Origin of the sequence: Sporosarcina sp. P25 (assembly GCF_002743235.1) — a bacterium.
Classification (GTDB): domain Bacteria; phylum Bacillota; class Bacilli; order Bacillales_A; family Planococcaceae; genus Sporosarcina; species Sporosarcina ureae_B.
In genome coordinates this window covers 77647-93668 of the sequence record NZ_PDYV01000004.1, presented here as the reverse complement: position 1 = coordinate 93668, position 16022 = coordinate 77647, and the positions used below count along the sequence as shown (strand labels likewise).

Sequence of the window (16022 nt, the reverse complement as noted above, 5' to 3'; positions counted from 1 at the left end):
TACTAAAAGACCGGGCTGCTCTGCGGCCCGGTCTCTTGTATTTATGCGTGTTTTTCGATTAGTTGTGCAAGTGCTTCTTTCGGTTGGAAGCCTACTACTTTCTCAGCTACTTCTCCGTCTTTAAACAGAAGAAGTGTTGGGATCGACATGATACCAAACTGGCTAGCAGTTTCTTGGTTATCATCCACGTTTACTTTTACAATGTTCGCTTTTCCTTCAAGTTCTCCTGAAAGTTCTTCAAGTACAGGAGCGATCATTTTACATGGTCCACACCAAGGTGCCCAAAAGTCTACTAGTACTACGCCTTCTTTTACATTTTCAGCAAAGTTCGAATCGGTTGCATTGATAATCGCCATTCTAATTTCCTCCTTAGTCTTTAACTATATTCGTATTATATCATGGAGGTATAGAAGGAGCTAAAAAAATGCCTGTATCACTTTATTAGCTTACTTTGATCTTTTTAATTTCTTCGATCATGATTGGAATGATTTCGAAGATGTCACCTACGATACCGTAGTCTGCAATTTTAAAGATGTTCGCTTCTGGATCTTTGTTAATTGCCACGATGACTTTCGAGTTGGACATACCTGCTACGTGCTGGATCGCCCCAGAAATTCCAGCTGCAATATACAAATCTGGTGTTACTACTTTACCCGTTTGACCAATTTGTAGTGAATAGTCGCAGTAATCTGCATCACACGCTCCACGCGAAGCACCGACTGCACCACCTAGAAGATTTGCTAATTCTTTTAAAGGCTCAAATCCTTCAGGTCCTTTGACGCCACGGCCGCCCGCTACGATTACTTTCGCTTCAGATAGATCCACGCCTTCAGTTGATTTACGTACTACGTCTTTGATAACAGAACGAAGATTCGTAATTTCGACAGTTTTCGCTGTTACGTCACCTGAGCGGCTTGCATCATGTGCTAATGGCTCGATGTTGTTCGGACGGATGGTGATAAATTGCAAACCTTCTTTGATTTCCACTTTTTCAAATGCTTTACCAGAATAGATCGGGCGGATGAACTCTGCGTCGTCGCCTTCTCCTTCGATTTTTGTAACATCTGAAATTAATCCCGTTCCAAGTTTACTTGCAATTTTCGGTGATAGATCTTTACCCATTGCTGTGTGTCCAAATACCACACCATCAGGAGATTCATCTTCGTAAACTGCTAGGAATGCCTGACCAAAACCGTCTGGTGTGTAGTGCTTCAAATGCGGGTGCTCAACCGCTACTACACGATCCGCTCCATAATGAATCATTTCTTCGCCAAGTGACTGAACTTGATCCCCTATAAGAACAGCGACAACTTCTCCGCCGTCTGAAATATTCTTAGCTGCTGCAATTGTTTCAAATGATACGTTGCGTAGTTCTCCATCACGTGCTTCACCTAAAACCAACATTTTCTTTGACATAATGTAGTCCCTCCTAATTACGGTTCTCTATATGAATTAAATTACTTTCGCTTCGTTACGCAATAATTTTATAAGTTCAGCTGCTTGATCTGCTGGCTCTCCTTCAAGTACACGCCCTGCTGCTTTCTCGGGTGGTAAGAAGACTTCCTTCGTTTCCGTCTTCGCTTCCACGTCATCTTCCTCTAGGTCCAAATCATCGAACTCTAGGTCTTCAAGTGGCTTTTTCTTCGCTTTCATAATACCAGGCAAAGATGGATAGCGTGGTTCGTTCAGTCCTTGTTGTGCTGTCACCAGAAGCGGTAGGGATGTTTCAATCGTTTCTGAATCCCCTTCTACGTCCCGCACAACCGTTGCGTTCGTTCCGTCGATCGTTAATTCTGTAATTGTCGTAACATAGTTAATGCCTAGTAATTCTGCAACACGGGGTCCCACTTGTCCTGAACCGCCATCGATTGCTACGTTACCTGCCAAAATTAGATCAGCATCTTTATCTTTTAGGTAATCTGCAATGACTCTTGCGGAAGTGTGTTCGTCTATCTCATCAATGTCGTCTTCAATATTGATGAGTACCGCTTTATCTGCACCCATTGCCAATGCTGTTCGCAATTGTTTCTCGGAATCTTCGTTACCGATTGATAATACAGTTACTTCCCCACCGTGTTCGTCACGTAGTTTAATAGCTTCTTCCACTGCGTACTCATCGTATGGATTGATGATGAATTCTGCGCCATCTTCAGCAATGGCACCGTTTGAGATTGAAATCTTTTCTTCCGTATCAAATGTTCTTTTTACTAATGCATAAATGTTCATTAATAGAACCTCCCTTTTTGATAATTACTTCCCAGTAAATGTAGGTTGACGCTTTTCAATAAATGCTTGAATACCTTCCTTAGCATCTTCGGATACGAACACTTCTCCAAATGACTTGGCTTCTTCTTCGACACCTTCATAGAAGGACTGATCTTTTGAGTAGGAAAGCATACGCAATGCATGTTTCACGGCAATCGGACTCTTTTGAGCAATTTTCTTTGCCATCTTTAATGTTTCAGCCGATAGTTCTTCATCTGCATATGCATGATTGGCAAGTCCCCATTGTACTGCATCTTCACCTGAGATTGGATCACTCGTCAACATGATTTCTGCTGCCTTCGCTACACCAACCAAACGCGGCAAACGTTGCGTACCTGCAAACCCAGGAATAAGACCTAATTGCAATTCAGGCAAGCCTAATTTCGCACTCTTCGTAACTAAACGAATGTGGCAAGCCATAGCAAGCTCTAAACCACCTCCAAGTGCCGCTCCATGAATGGAAGCGATTACAGTTTTAGGGAAGTTTTCTAAACGCTCGAAAACTTCTTGTCCTTTACTAGAAAGCTTCGAGAACGCTGCTCCTGTGTCCATCGTTGTGAATTCTTTGATGTCCGCACCCGCTGAGAAGAATCGACCTTCACCATATAGAACAACAACGCGAACTTCATCGTCATGCTCTAGGCTGGTTAACAACTGATCCACTTCCTCAATCAATTTTGAAGATAGTGCATTCGCTGGCGGATGGTCAATTTTCGCTAATGCGACATGACCGTCTTTCTCCAAGTTAATCAATGTCATCTACTATCTCTCCTCTAATACAATGCTTACTTTTGTTCATAGCCATGCAATAGCATATCGGTAACTTTAGGTGCTAAGTTGACCAAATTAAACTTCTGTTCGTTCATCACCCAAGAGGTAATCGTCTCGTCCATAGTGCCAAATAGCATCTGCCTCGCTAGTCTAAGGTCAAGCTCAGGAGACAACTCTCCTTTCTCTACCCCTTCTTCCAGCAAAATATCCAACAAAACCGTATATTCTTTCAACACATTATTGATTTGAAGTCGCAGATCTTTATTTGACTGTCTGAGTTCCAATTGTGTGACGATCGCTAAATGATGATCTTCTTCTAGTATTCTAAAATGGTTTTCTACAACCAATTGCAATTTTTCTGCGATCGGAAGATCTTTTTTTAATATTTCTTTAATATTTTCTACAAAAATCGCCAATTTGTCTCTGAATACGGATATTAGAATGTCTTCTTTATTTTTAAAGTACAAATAAATGGTTCCATCCGCGACTCCAGCTTCTTTAGCTATTTTCGAGACTTGTGCTTGGTGGTACCCATTCTCTGCAATAACAATCACTGCAGCATCTACAATTTGTCTATATTTAGGTTTTGTTCGCTTCATTAATGATTCACCACCAAAAAGAAAATATGAATGATGATTCATTCATATCTTCATGTTAATATTCTTTTGGGTTATAGTCAAGCATTTAATTACGAACTTTTTAATGAATTTTGAACTTCCGTTAATTTCTTTCGTTCTTCTTCCACTAATGTTCTGCGCAGTATTTTACCTACCGCCGTTTTAGGAAGATCTTCTCGGAAGTCATAATGCTTTGGAACTTTAAATGCAGCAAGTTGTTTTCTGCAATACGTATCTAATTCTTTTTCTGTTACGGAATATCCTTCTTTTAAGACAATATACGCTTTAACTGTTTCACCACGATATGGATCCGGTACACCTGCTACGATACATTCTTGAATAGCTGGGTGCTCATACAGGACTTCTTCGATCTCACGTGGATAGACATTGAACCCGCTTGCAATAATCATATCTTTTTTACGATCGACAACATAGAAGTAGCCGTCCTCATCCATATACCCTAGATCTCCTGTCAAAAACCATCCTTCACGGAATGATTCCTGTGTGTCATCAGGTCTATTCCAATAACCTTTCATTACTTGAGGTCCTTTTATCGCAATCTCCCCAATTTCTCCTACCGGCAACGGTTCTGATGAACTTGGGCCAAGTACACATCCATCTGTATCAGGCCATGGAACTCCAATAGAGCCACGCTTTTCCAATCCATCCCACACAAAGTTAGCCATAGCGACTGGAGATGTCTCAGTTAAGCCATATCCTTCTACAAGCTTTCCACCGGTTACCGCTTCAAACTTTTCTTTCACTTCAATTGGTAATGCAGCAGATCCACTAATACAAGCTTTAATAGAAGATAGATCATATTTTTCCAAATCAGGATGATTCAATAGCCCAATATAGATCGTTGGTGCTCCCGGGAATAATGTAGGTTTTTGTTTATCAATATCTTTCAATGCCGTCTTGAAATCAAATTTAGGTATCAAGACCATTTTATGACCTTTCATTACAGCAAAAATTAAAACTGTCGTCATACCATAAACATGGAAAAACGGTAGAATGCCCATAATCGTTTCTTCGCCATCAGCCGTTTTGTATAACCATGCACTGCACATTTCAGTATTGCTAATTAAATTGGAATGTGTCAGTTCTACACCTTTTGGCGGTCCTGTAGTTCCTCCGGTATACTGCAATAATGCAATATCACCATTTTCATAAGCTACATGAATTGGATCGGGTTTTGTCGTTTTCATTATTTCTGTATATACATGATGCATACCACGATGCTCCACTTTCACCATCAACTTATGTTCTTTTTTCTGAATGAATGGATAGACTAGATTTTTTGGGAATGGGAGATAATCTTTGATCCCCGTAATAATAATATTTTCAAGCGCAGTTCCGTCCATGGCTTTCGTGACACGGGGGAACAAAATATCAAGTGATATAATCACTTTTGCACCCGAATCAGAAAGTTGGTAGTGCAATTCGCGCTCTGTATATAATGGATTTGTCTGAACCACAATTGCACCTGCATAGAGAATTCCAAAGTACGCGATAGCGCTTTGCGGACAGTTCGGTAGCATAATGGCAACGCGATCACCTTTTACGATCCCTAACTTTTGTAAATAGGTCGCAAATTTTAAGGCGGACTCGTGAAATTCTTTAAACGTGATGTCTTTCCCCATAAAATGCATCGCTGTGTTGTTTGAATATTTTTTGCCCGACCTCGTTAGATAGTCTTGCAATGGAATATTTTCATAAGCTAAAGTAGTCGGGATTTCTTTTGGATATGCAGCAAGCCAAGGTTTCTTTGTCATCTTTACAACTCCTTTACACTAATATAGTAGTTTGAATATTCCTTGTTCATTAGTATATCGATAAACTAATTAGTTTACAAGATAAATATGAAAGCGCTTTATTTATCTGTATAAATGCCTCTTAGTCTATGTGAGTGTAATGACTATTATACATTTTTAAGAGTTTGAGAAGCTGGCCATGCGAAGCGGGGAGGCAATTTGTGCTTCAATCCCCTCGTAAACACTAAACAATCCTCCGTTTAGTTTTGATCTTTTACGTTTTAAATGTAAAAAACACACCAAGACCGAGGTCAAGGTGTGTTGGTGACAAGCCAGTATACTCCGACAAGGACGAAGAGTACACAGACTACTAATAATATCTTAATTAATCTTTCCATAATATGCGGTCTCCTATGAAATACTGGCGCCGATGACGAATGACAGACCTACCGAAATGCAGAGTGAGATGAAGCCGACGGAGCGGTTGTCCGCTTGAATCTCCTCGTCCACTTTAAACTTCGGTGTCAGGAATTCGAACAGCAAGTAGGCAAAGACAAGAAGCACGAAACCGAATAAGCCCCAGCCCATCATCTGCGGCAAACTGTTGTGCTGCTCGATTGAATAGCGGAAAATATTTGCGACACCAAATATCTTTCCGCCTGTCGCCATCGCCACTGACAAGTTTCCTTTACGAATCTCTTCCCAGTTTTTATATTTTGTTACAATTTCAAATAGCACCATCGACACGATCAAGCACAGTGTAACGACACTGAAATACCCGGCCGTCTCAACCAATGGATGACTCCAAAATCCCGTATGATTCATAACGCTACACCTTCTTTATGTTCTCTTGCTTGTCATACGATCCAAGCAGCTGAAAGGTTTCATTTATTTTAATTCTACTACAGTAACGCCACTTCCGCCTTCGCTTGCTTCACCAAAGCGATAGGATTTCACGCGTGAATGTTTTTTCAAGTATTGTTGAACACCTTGTCGAAGTGCCCCCGTTCCTTTACCGTGAATAATGTTCACTTGATGGTAGTTGGACAATAACGCGTCATCAATATACTTCTCAGTGCGTACTAGAGCATCTTCATATCGTTCACCACGTAAATCGAGCTCCATTTTCACATGCTCAGAACGACCTTTTACTGCTGAGACTGTGACATGTTTCTTTTCTTTCTCAGGCTTCGTATATTGCAGTCCAGACTCCTGTAATTTCATCTTCAAAATACCAATTTGAACGATCCATTCTTTATCTGAAACCTTCTCAACAAGAGTTCCCTTTTGTCCGTATGCGAGTACTTTTACTTCGTCCCCTATTTGTAATGGACGAGGTCCCGCTTGTGCTTTAATGGTTTTCTTTTTCTTTTCTTCAGGTGCCGCGCCTTCCAAACGCTTTCGGGCTTCTATTAGCTCATGCTCTTTGACACTAGCTCCGGCATTCATTCGTAAAGCACGTAAGTCTGAAATAACCGCTTCGGATTCTGTCTTTGCCTGATCCACGATTTTTTTTGCTTTCTCTTTGGCTGCTTCTGTTAAACGGTCTTTTTGCTCTTCGAATTCTTGGAGTTTATCGTGTAATTCTTTTTTCAGCTTCTCTGTTTCCAAAAGTACGTCATGTGTTCGTTCAGCATCTTTTTCGGATTGTACACGGCTCGTTTCAAGAGAAGCGATCATAGAATCTACTTCTCCACGATTTTCTCCGGTGAAACTCTTTGCACGATCTATTACATGACTTTGTAAACCTAATCGTTTAGAAATTTCAAACGCATTACTTCGTCCCGGTACACCGATTAGTAAACGATAGGTAGGACTCAACGTATCAATGTCGAATTCAACACTCGCATTGGTCACACCCGCCCGGTTAAAGCTATACGCTTTTAATTCTGGATAATGAGTCGTTGCCATTACACGTGCGCCAGTACCATGCACTTCATCCAGAATGGATATGGCAAGAGCAGCACCTTCTTGAGGATCCGTCCCTGAGCCTAATTCATCGAATAATAATAGAGAGCGATCATCGAACTTCTTCAATATATTCACGATGTTGACCATATGGGAAGAAAATGTACTCAAGCTCTGTTCAATCGATTGCTCATCCCCGATATCTGCATAAATCGAATCAAAGACAGCAATTTCAGAACCGTCAAGTACTGGAATAGGCAGACCTGATTGTGCCATCAACGTGCAAAGTCCCACTGTTTTTAGCGTAACGGTCTTCCCACCTGTATTTGGACCAGTGATCACAATCGTCGTAACGTCTGTACCAAATTCAATCGTATTCGCTACCGCTTCATTAATAGGTAGGAGTGGGTGACGCGCTTTAGAGAGACGCATATAGCCATCCGCGTTAACGGCTGGTTTCGTACATTTATTGGCAGTACCGTATTTCGCTTTCGCTAAAATGACATCAACTTCTGCCAATAGCTGTACTAATGTGAATAACTCATGAGCAATTTCTTGAACACTTGCAGACAAGGCAAGCAAAATCTTTTCGACTTCTTCCTGCTCTTTAACTTTCAGTTCACGAATCTCGTTATTTGCCTGAACGACTGCATCCGGTTCGATGAATAATGTTTGGCCAGATGAAGACATATCGTGAATAACACCGCCATAGTGAGAACGATATTCCGCTTTAACGGGAATACAATAACGATCATTACGCATCGTTACGATTGCGTCAGAAAGCATTTTCGATGCGTTCTTCCCTTTAGTATAACTTTCAAGACGTTCACGCACACGGCTTTCTTGGATACGTAAGCTCTGACGAATCGAACGTAACGCGGATGATGCACTGTCCATCACTCGACCATTATCATCGATTGCTGCATTAATTTCATGTTCGATTGCTGTCAAGACCGGCATCGCTTCTTTACGGGCGATTAAATGAGGAATAGAAATCTCGCCTTCAGTTGCAACAGCTTCTAAAAACTGACGAAGAATTCTGCTGGCACGGATAGTATCTGCAATTTCCACCAGTTCCATTGCGCTTAACATTCCACCAATTTGCGCTCGTTTCGCATGGGATCGTATATCATGGATTCCACCCATCGGGACATTCCCACGGATTCGTAGAAGCGCCAAACCTTCATCTGTTTCCTCAAGTAACCGATTGACATCTTCCAGACTTTTTGAAGGTACTAATTGCTCTATATGTGCACGGCCCACAATGGACGTACATTGTGCCGCTACTTGTTGAATGATTTTATCAAATTCAAGTGTTTTTAAGACACGCTTTTCCAATGTCTTACACTCCCTTTCATTTACGAATCACTTTCTCAATAAATGTTTCAAGTGGCCATGTGTTGATTACCTGCTCAGCAGGAAGCCAAGCTTTTTGTGCATATTCCACGCCAATCGGCATAATATCAAGTTGTTCTGTCGCGTGCGCATCTGTATTGATCGCAATATTGACACCAGCTTTCATAGCTTGGATTACATGTTCTGTGCGCAAATCCAAACGATATGGACTTGCGTTCACTTCAAGTATTTTGCCGTATTCGCTCGCCCATTTGATGAGTTGCTCGATGTCTGGATTATATCCTTCACGTTGACCAATAATACGGCCTGTCGGGTGGGCAATCATGTGCACGTGTGGATTTTTACATGCAGCATGTAGGCGCTCCATAATCTGCTCCTGTGGTTGATTGAAACTAGAGTGAATGGATGCAATGACAAAGTCAAGTTGCTCTAGAATCTCATCTTCAAAATCTAATTTTCCATCCGGTAGAATATCCATCTCGGTTCCACAGAATACTTCAATGTCATCATACTTCGCGTTCACTTCACGTATTTCTTCAATTTGCTGTAATAGACGCTCAGGTGTTAAACCATTTGCCACTTTTAAATACTGCGAATGATCGGTGATGACCAGATGTGAATAGCCTTTTGCACGACAAGCTTCCACCATCTCTTCTATTGAATGCCCGCCATCTGACCAAGTAGTATGCATATGAAGATCGGAACGAATCAGTTCAGGCGTGACAAGTTTAGAAATCTCACTTGCCCGATCGAGTTCCGTACCGTCCTTGCGGATACTTGGTGGAATAAATGGCAAATCAAAATGAGCAAAGAATTCTTTTTCACTAGAAAATGTCTGTACATGGCCTGATTCATCTTCTACACCGTATTCACTAATTTTCTGTTTACGGTTTTTAGCCAACTGGCGCATCCGTATATTATGCGCGGCAGAGCCAGTAAAGTGATGAAGTGCTGTCGCGAATTGGTCTTCAGTGACAAAACGAAAATCTGCATCGATTGGGTGTTCTGTATCAAGCGAAATCGATAGTTTAGCATCGCCTGCTGCGATCACTTTTTCTATTGGTAACGCCGCTAAGATTTTTTCACGAACAATTTGCGGTTTGTTCGTTACGAGAATCCAGTCCACATCCGAACTTTCTTCTTCGCGCCTACGATAACTGCCCGCTACTTGAAACTTCTGAATTTCATCAATCAACTGTAGTTCAGCCTGAACGATATCCACGATTTTCGCCACTTGCCAAATCGGTGTCTTGCCCGAACGATTTGCGAGTATTTCCATTTCACGCAATAAGTTTTCTTCTGTCTTTTTACCGAATCCCGGAATTTTGCTTACCTCTTGTCTTTCACAAGCTGCTTGAAGTGATTCAATCGAATCGATGTTCAACGCTTCCCGTAATTTGGCTATTTTCTTTCCGCCTAATCCAGGTATATTCAAGAGAGGAATCAAACCTTTTGGAACCTTCTCTTCAAGCTCCATCAAGACATCTGAAGTTCCTTTTTCCATTAAATCCGTAATGACCGCACCGGTTCCTTTACCAATTCCCTTCAACGACAAGATATCATCCATCTCAGCGAGACTTCTTGTGTCCAATTCCAGAATCGAAGCGGCTTTCCTGAACGCAGCTACCTTAAAATGGTTTTCTCCTAGTAACTCCATATATAATGCAATTTTTTCAAATGTACGAATGATCGTCTTTTTATTCAAGTTAGTGTCCTCCCCACTCTTTTAAAAAAGCTTCCACGCGTTCGGGAAGCTTTTGGTTCATATGTACAGTACATTATTTACAAGCGTTAGCCTAGATAAACGAACCACCAATTTCTTATTGCCGAGGAAATAATTGGTGTATGTTCGAATATTGCTTTTGCCAGCAATGAATGACTTAATGAGTTTTGAATGACTTCAGCAGGAAGCATCGCAAGTAAAGATAATAAGAAAAAGATGATGACGTAGAATTCAATAAAGCCCAGTCCAGCCCCAATTAGACGTGCGCCGAAACCAAGAATCGGAATATGCTTGATAAAATCCAACATAGAACCAACGAATTGCAAAATCAGCTTCATTCCGATAAAAATTAAAATAAATGCGATCAAACGATAAAACGTCATATCCATATCCAAGTTTTCGAACGTCCAGCTAAGTGTATCAACTGCAGTTGCCCCCGGATATGGTATCCATAATATTAATTTTTCTGCAAATGGCTTGTAGAACTTATACGCCACGATTACCGATACAATCAATCCTAACATATGGATGAGCTGTACGATGAATCCGCGTCTAAAACCCGCAATCAAGCCGCCTACAAGCAGTAAAATAATGAGTAAATCTATCATGTTTCGCTCCTCAACCCTTCAGTTTTTTCACTTCATCTTCTAATTCTTTTACTCTCTCTTGTAATTTTAGAAATTCATGCACATTATTTACCGCCGTCAGAACAGCAATCCTTTTGCTGTCGAGATGTCGATTATGCTTACTAATTTCGCGCATTTTTTCATCAACGAGCGAGGCCACATAACGCACATGTGAAGATGGTTCCGTACCAACAACTGTATATGTTTGTCCGTAGATTTCAACTGTCACTCTTGCCCTTTTAGTGTCCGCCATTTTTATGCCCTCCCCTAAAAACCCTCTCATAATCATACCATGAAAATCAATTACTTGTGAATCAATTATGCCTCATATTGACATGAGGTTCGAATTTCAGACATTTTCTTTCATTAGAAACTCTTGTTTCAGGTATACTGAGAAATAGATCATTTCAAGGAGTGGGTAAATAAATGAGTAATCAGGTCATTGTCCTGTCTGAAAAAGAAATGCTGGAAGTACTTCGCTTCTATGAAACAAATAAAGTCACTCGTAATGCACCAGGTGTCATTTTCGCAGCTAAGATTGCGGATACGTCTATTACTGCTTACCGGTCTGGTAAAGTGTTGTTTCAAGGTGCAGGTGCAGACAGAGAGGCTGCACGTTGGGGAACTCTAGGAACTGTAACGAAAGTGACACCATCTGGAGCAAAAGGTGACACATTACCTGCAAATTTCGCATCGCTATCCGTTCTCGGCTCTGATGAGACAGGGACTGGGGATTTCTTCGGTCCTATCACAGTAGCCGCCTGTTTTGTCAGTAGTGACCAGATTGAATTGGTAAAGGAACTAGGAGTAAAGGATTCCAAACAACTTACAGATGCGTATATGCAGCAAATCGCAGATGATCTGAAACGAGTTGTAACATACTCTGTGCTGACGCTTGATAACATGAAATATAATGAGATTCAGAGCAGAGGATGGTCGCAAGGTAAGATCAAGGCTATTCTTCATAATCAAGCGCTTCAGGAAGTACTGGATAAAATGAGTCCTGTCTTACCGGAACACATTCTCATTGACCAGTTTGCGGATCGACGTGTCTATTATAATTATCTAAAGGATGAATCTAGTATTATCCAAGACAAAGTGCTGTTTTCGACAAAAGCAGAAAATCTCCACGTATCGGTAGCCACTGCTTCTATTCTGGCACGGGTTGCATTCCTTGAAGCAATGGATCAATTAAGCAGTCAAGCTGGTGTGACATTACCAAAAGGTGCTGGACCTAAAGTGGATCAAATAGCTTGTCAAATCATCCGTAAAAAAGGAGAGCCATTTCTACACACCATCACAAAAGTACATTTCGCCAATACACAAAAAGCATTGAAACTCGCTTATAAAAAATAATAGGACTGCAATTAAATAAAGCAGGCTACCTGTCAGAAAACTGATAGATAGCCTGCTTATTTATTATGATCGGAGTTGTGCGTTCGCTTGTACAGTTAACGCGTCCAATACTTTACTATGCGCCTGTACTACGTCTTCATCCGTTAACGTACGCTCAGGATCGAAGTATGTCAGAGAGAACGCAACGGATTTTGTTCCTTCTTCTACGTTCTTCCCTTCGTACAAATCAAACAACTGAATTTTTTTCAGTAATTTGCCGCCTGCTTGCTGGATAATTTTCTCCAAGTTTGCTGCAGATGTGTCTCGGTCCACTACTAAGGCAATATCACGAGAGATGGAAGGGTAGCGCGGAACAGCTTCATACAAAAGCTCTTCCGTTGCAGTTTGCATAATAGCCTGCAAGTTCATTTCCATGACATATGTGTCCTGTAAGTCACGCTGTTTTTGAATGGTTGGGTGTACTTGACCGATGATACCCACTGACTGATCGTCCAACCATACTGTCGCTGTACGACCTGGGTGCATTTGATCTACTGTCGCTTTTGTGAATTGTAGTCGTTCTAGCAAACCTAACTGCTCAAACAATCCCTCCACAATTCCCTTCATGACGAAGAAGTCGACTTTTTTCGTTTCACCTTGCCATGCATGATGAACCCATTTGCCAGTCAATACGGCTGCAACGTGTTCGACTTCTTTCGGCAAACCATCTTCTTCTAAACCAAGGAAAACAGATCCTGTTTCATAAAGTGCAATCGATTCATTTCGACGAGCCACGTTATACGTTGTCGCATCGAGAAGGTGTGGAATGATGCTTTGACGTAGAACGCTGCGCTCTTCACTCATCGGCATAAGCAATTTCGTTACAGGAGCTGTCTCTAGCGCGAAAGCTTGCGCATCTTTCGGTGAAGCCAATGAATACGTCAAAGCTTGCGATAGACCTGCCGCTTCAAGGTATCTACGGACAATACGACGCTTCGCCTGATAAGGAGTCAAACCGCCTGGTGTACTTTCTACGATGGGTAATGTTTTTGGAATTTCGTCGTAACCATAGAGACGCGCGATTTCTTCAATCATGTCTTCTTTGATTTTCAAATCTTGACGTCGTGTCGGAATATCCATTACGAGTTGCCCATTGATTAATTCTGTCGGGATTTGTAAACGATCCATAATCGTTTTCATTTCATCCATAGCTATCTTCATACCTAGACGATTATTTACATAGTCCGGTGAAAGAATAATTTTCTCGGATGTTTTGTCGAGTTCGTCGAACGTAACAGATCCTTCAAGAACTTCTCCACCTGCAAGGTCAGCCATCAATTGTGCCGCTCGCTCTGCTGCTTCTGCTACACGATTCGGATCCACACCTTTTTCAAAGCGTGTGCTTGCATCACTGCGTAAGCCGACTTCTTTAGAAGTTTGACGAACAGAACTTGGTGCAAAATACGCGGACTCGATGACAACTGTTGTCGTACCTTCATACACTTCTGAATTAGCGCCGCCCATTACACCTGCAAGTGCAACTGGCTCTTTGCCATTCGTTATGACTAGTTGCTGATCATTCAATGTGCGCTCTACTTGATCAAGTGTTACGATTTTTTCGCCTTCATGAGCATGACGCACGACAATCTCTTTTGTTTCAAGACGATCATAGTCAAATGCGTGAAGAGGCTGACCATATTCCATCAATACGTAGTTCGTGATATCCACTACGTTATTATGCGGTCGGATACCCGCAGACATCAACGTGTTTTGCAACCACTGAGGTGATTCTGCAACTTTGACGTTCTTCACTACTTTTGCCACATACATGGGATTGTCTTCTGCTGCTTCTACAGAAATCTTCAAAACGTCTTGAGCTTTCTCAGCAGATTCCGAATACGTAATTTCCGGCAATTTAATATCTTTCGATAAAATCGCCCCTACTTCGTACGCAACGCCGAGCATACTTAATGCATCAGAACGATTTGGCGTTAAATCCAATTCCAAAATACGATCGTACAATCCAAGATGCGTCAATGCGCTATCTCCAGCACGGACATCATTCGGTAACACATAGATTCCTTCTGCATACGCTTTAGGAACCAACTTTCCTTCTATACCGAGTTCTTGTAGTGAACAGATCATACCGTTAGACTCTTCACCACGAAGTTTCGCTTTCTTGATTTTCATTCCACCAGGCAAGACAGCTCCTGGTCGTGCGACAATAACATTTTGTCCTTCTGCGATATTTGAAGCTCCACAAATAATTTGTGAAATCTCTCCACCTACATCGACTTGACAAATATGTAATTTATCCGCCTCAGGATGCTTTACACAACTACTCACGTGTCCAATGACAATATGATCCATACCGAAAGAGCGATCGATGATGCCGTCTACTTCTATTCCGGAACGAGTGATTTTTTCTGCCAGTTCTTCTATGGACAGTTCGTTCCAATCTACGTAATTACTTAACCAATTTGTTGATACTAACATCCATATTCCTCCTTATGCCTCTGACCGGTGAAATTGTGATATAAACCGAATATCATTTGTATAGAATTGACGAATATCTTCCACTCCGTATTTTAACATCGCAATTCTTTCCGCTCCCATACCGAATGCAAATCCTGTAACTTCTTCTGGGTTATAGCCGGCCATTTCTAAAACGTTTGGATGAACCATACCCGCTCCTAAAATTTCGATCCAGCCTGTTTTCTTACAAACGTTACAACCTGTTCCGCCACACTTAAAACAAGAAATATCCATTTCAACTGAAGGCTCAGTGAATGGGAAGAAGCTTGGACGCAAACGGATTTCACGCTCAGCACCGAATAATTTCTTTGCCAATAAATCCAGTGTGCCTTTCAAGTCACTCATGCGGATGTTTTCGCCCACAACAAGTCCTTCAATCTGTGTGAATTGATGAGAGTGCGTCGCATCATCTGAATCTCGGCGGCATACTTTACCCGGACAAATGATTTTGATTTCAGCCCCATCTTTCGCTTCCATCGTACGCGCTTGGACAGGAGAAGTGTGTGTGCGCAATAAAATGTCTTCTGTAATATAGAAGGAATCTTGCATATCACGTGCCGGATGACCTTTTGGCAAGTTCAACGCTTCAAAGTTGTAATAATCCTTTTCTACTTCGGGACCTTCTGCGATCTCGTAGCCCATACTAATGAAAAAGTCTTCAATTTCCTCTACTACTCGTGTTATCGGATGATGATTGCCAAGTTCTATTGGACGGCCTGGCAATGTCACATCAATCGATTCATTTTCCAATTGTTCTTGGATCGCTTGCTGTTCAAGTGTTTCTTTTCGTTCTTCAAGAATTCCTGTTACACTTTCACGGATTTCGTTGACGAGCGCCCCCATCTTGGGACGTTCTTCAGCAGGTAGTTTACCCATTCCTTTTAACAGATCGGTAATCGGACCTTTTTTTCCGAGGTACGCTACGCGCACATCGTTCAATTCTTTGACAGTAGTAGATTCTTTAATTTTCAGCATTACCTGTTCTTTCAGTTCATGCAACTGTTCTTTCATTTGTACTTGCTCCTCTCTCTATTTCCGTGGGGGGATTTAACGAAACTTTCCGGAAAACAAAAAACTCGCCCCTATAAAAGGGACGAGGTCGATTTCGCGGTACCACCCTGATTAGTTTGCA

General features: G+C 41.6%; 14 protein-coding genes and 1 other annotated feature (1 of these 15 running past the window's edge). Of the genes, 1 reads left to right on the top strand and 13 read right to left on the bottom strand.

What is annotated here, in order from left to right; genetic code table 11:
* Positions 1 to 41: 41 nt before the first annotated feature.
* The 11 genes from trxA to zapA form a co-directional block, all read right to left on the bottom strand.
* Positions 42 to 356, bottom strand: a complete 315-nt coding sequence (gene trxA, locus CSV70_RS05275; protein ID WP_085131145.1) for a thioredoxin — start codon at positions 354 to 356, stop codon at positions 42 to 44.
* A gap of 85 nt (positions 357 to 441) precedes the next feature.
* Complete coding sequence (locus CSV70_RS05270; protein WP_085131146.1) at positions 442 to 1416, bottom strand: electron transfer flavoprotein subunit alpha/FixB family protein; 975 nt, start codon at positions 1414 to 1416, stop codon at positions 442 to 444.
* A 36-nt stretch (positions 1417 to 1452) separates the two neighbouring features.
* Positions 1453 to 2226: an electron transfer flavoprotein subunit beta/FixA family protein gene (locus CSV70_RS05265; RefSeq protein WP_085131147.1), complete on the bottom strand. Its 774-nt coding sequence runs from the start codon at positions 2224 to 2226 to the stop codon at positions 1453 to 1455.
* Between the two features lie 24 nt (positions 2227 to 2250).
* Positions 2251 to 3024 (bottom strand): enoyl-CoA hydratase, encoded by a 774-nt coding sequence (locus CSV70_RS05260; RefSeq protein WP_099660912.1) that lies wholly within the window; start codon positions 3022 to 3024, stop codon positions 2251 to 2253.
* 26 nt (positions 3025 to 3050) lie between these two features.
* Positions 3051 to 3635, bottom strand: a complete 585-nt coding sequence (locus CSV70_RS05255) for a fatty acid metabolism transcriptional regulator FadR (RefSeq protein WP_085131149.1) — start codon at positions 3633 to 3635, stop codon at positions 3051 to 3053.
* An 89-nt stretch (positions 3636 to 3724) separates the two neighbouring features.
* The gene (locus CSV70_RS05250) at positions 3725 to 5428 is read right to left on the bottom strand and encodes an AMP-binding protein (protein ID WP_085131150.1); all 1704 of its coding nucleotides are present in this window, start codon (positions 5426 to 5428) and stop codon (positions 3725 to 3727) included.
* Between the two features lie 390 nt (positions 5429 to 5818).
* Positions 5819 to 6232, bottom strand: coding sequence for a DUF350 domain-containing protein (locus tag CSV70_RS05245; protein WP_029052954.1), 414 nt, complete (start codon positions 6230 to 6232; stop codon positions 5819 to 5821).
* Positions 6233 to 6295: 63 nt separating this feature from the next.
* Positions 6296 to 8653, bottom strand: a complete 2358-nt coding sequence (locus tag CSV70_RS05240) for an endonuclease MutS2 (RefSeq protein WP_099626808.1) — start codon at positions 8651 to 8653, stop codon at positions 6296 to 6298.
* A gap of 16 nt (positions 8654 to 8669) precedes the next feature.
* A complete protein-coding gene (polX, locus tag CSV70_RS05235; RefSeq protein WP_099626807.1) occupies positions 8670 to 10376 on the bottom strand; it encodes a DNA polymerase/3'-5' exonuclease PolX in 1707 nt (568 codons plus the stop codon).
* An 86-nt stretch (positions 10377 to 10462) separates the two neighbouring features.
* Positions 10463 to 11002: a CvpA family protein gene (locus CSV70_RS05230; protein ID WP_085131153.1), complete on the bottom strand. Its 540-nt coding sequence runs from the start codon at positions 11000 to 11002 to the stop codon at positions 10463 to 10465.
* A gap of 10 nt (positions 11003 to 11012) precedes the next feature.
* The gene (gene zapA, locus CSV70_RS05225; RefSeq protein ID WP_085131154.1) at positions 11013 to 11273 is read right to left on the bottom strand and encodes a cell division protein ZapA; all 261 of its coding nucleotides are present in this window, start codon (positions 11271 to 11273) and stop codon (positions 11013 to 11015) included.
* Between the two features lie 173 nt (positions 11274 to 11446).
* On the opposite strand from zapA, the gene rnhC reads away from it, so the two are divergent.
* Positions 11447 to 12376: a ribonuclease HIII gene (rnhC, locus tag CSV70_RS05220; protein WP_099628365.1), complete on the top strand. Its 930-nt coding sequence runs from the start codon at positions 11447 to 11449 to the stop codon at positions 12374 to 12376.
* A 63-nt stretch (positions 12377 to 12439) separates the two neighbouring features.
* Here rnhC and pheT read toward each other — a convergent pair whose 3' ends face one another.
* Complete coding sequence (gene pheT, locus CSV70_RS05215) at positions 12440 to 14851, bottom strand: phenylalanine--tRNA ligase subunit beta (RefSeq protein ID WP_099626805.1); 2412 nt, start codon at positions 14849 to 14851, stop codon at positions 12440 to 12442.
* Positions 14852 to 14863: 12 nt separating this feature from the next.
* Positions 14864 to 15901 (bottom strand): phenylalanine--tRNA ligase subunit alpha, encoded by a 1038-nt coding sequence (gene pheS / locus CSV70_RS05210; protein WP_099628364.1) that lies wholly within the window; start codon positions 15899 to 15901, stop codon positions 14864 to 14866.
* Between the two features lie 75 nt (positions 15902 to 15976).
* Positions 15977 to 16022, bottom strand: a binding site (T-box leader) (it continues 193 nt past the right edge of the window).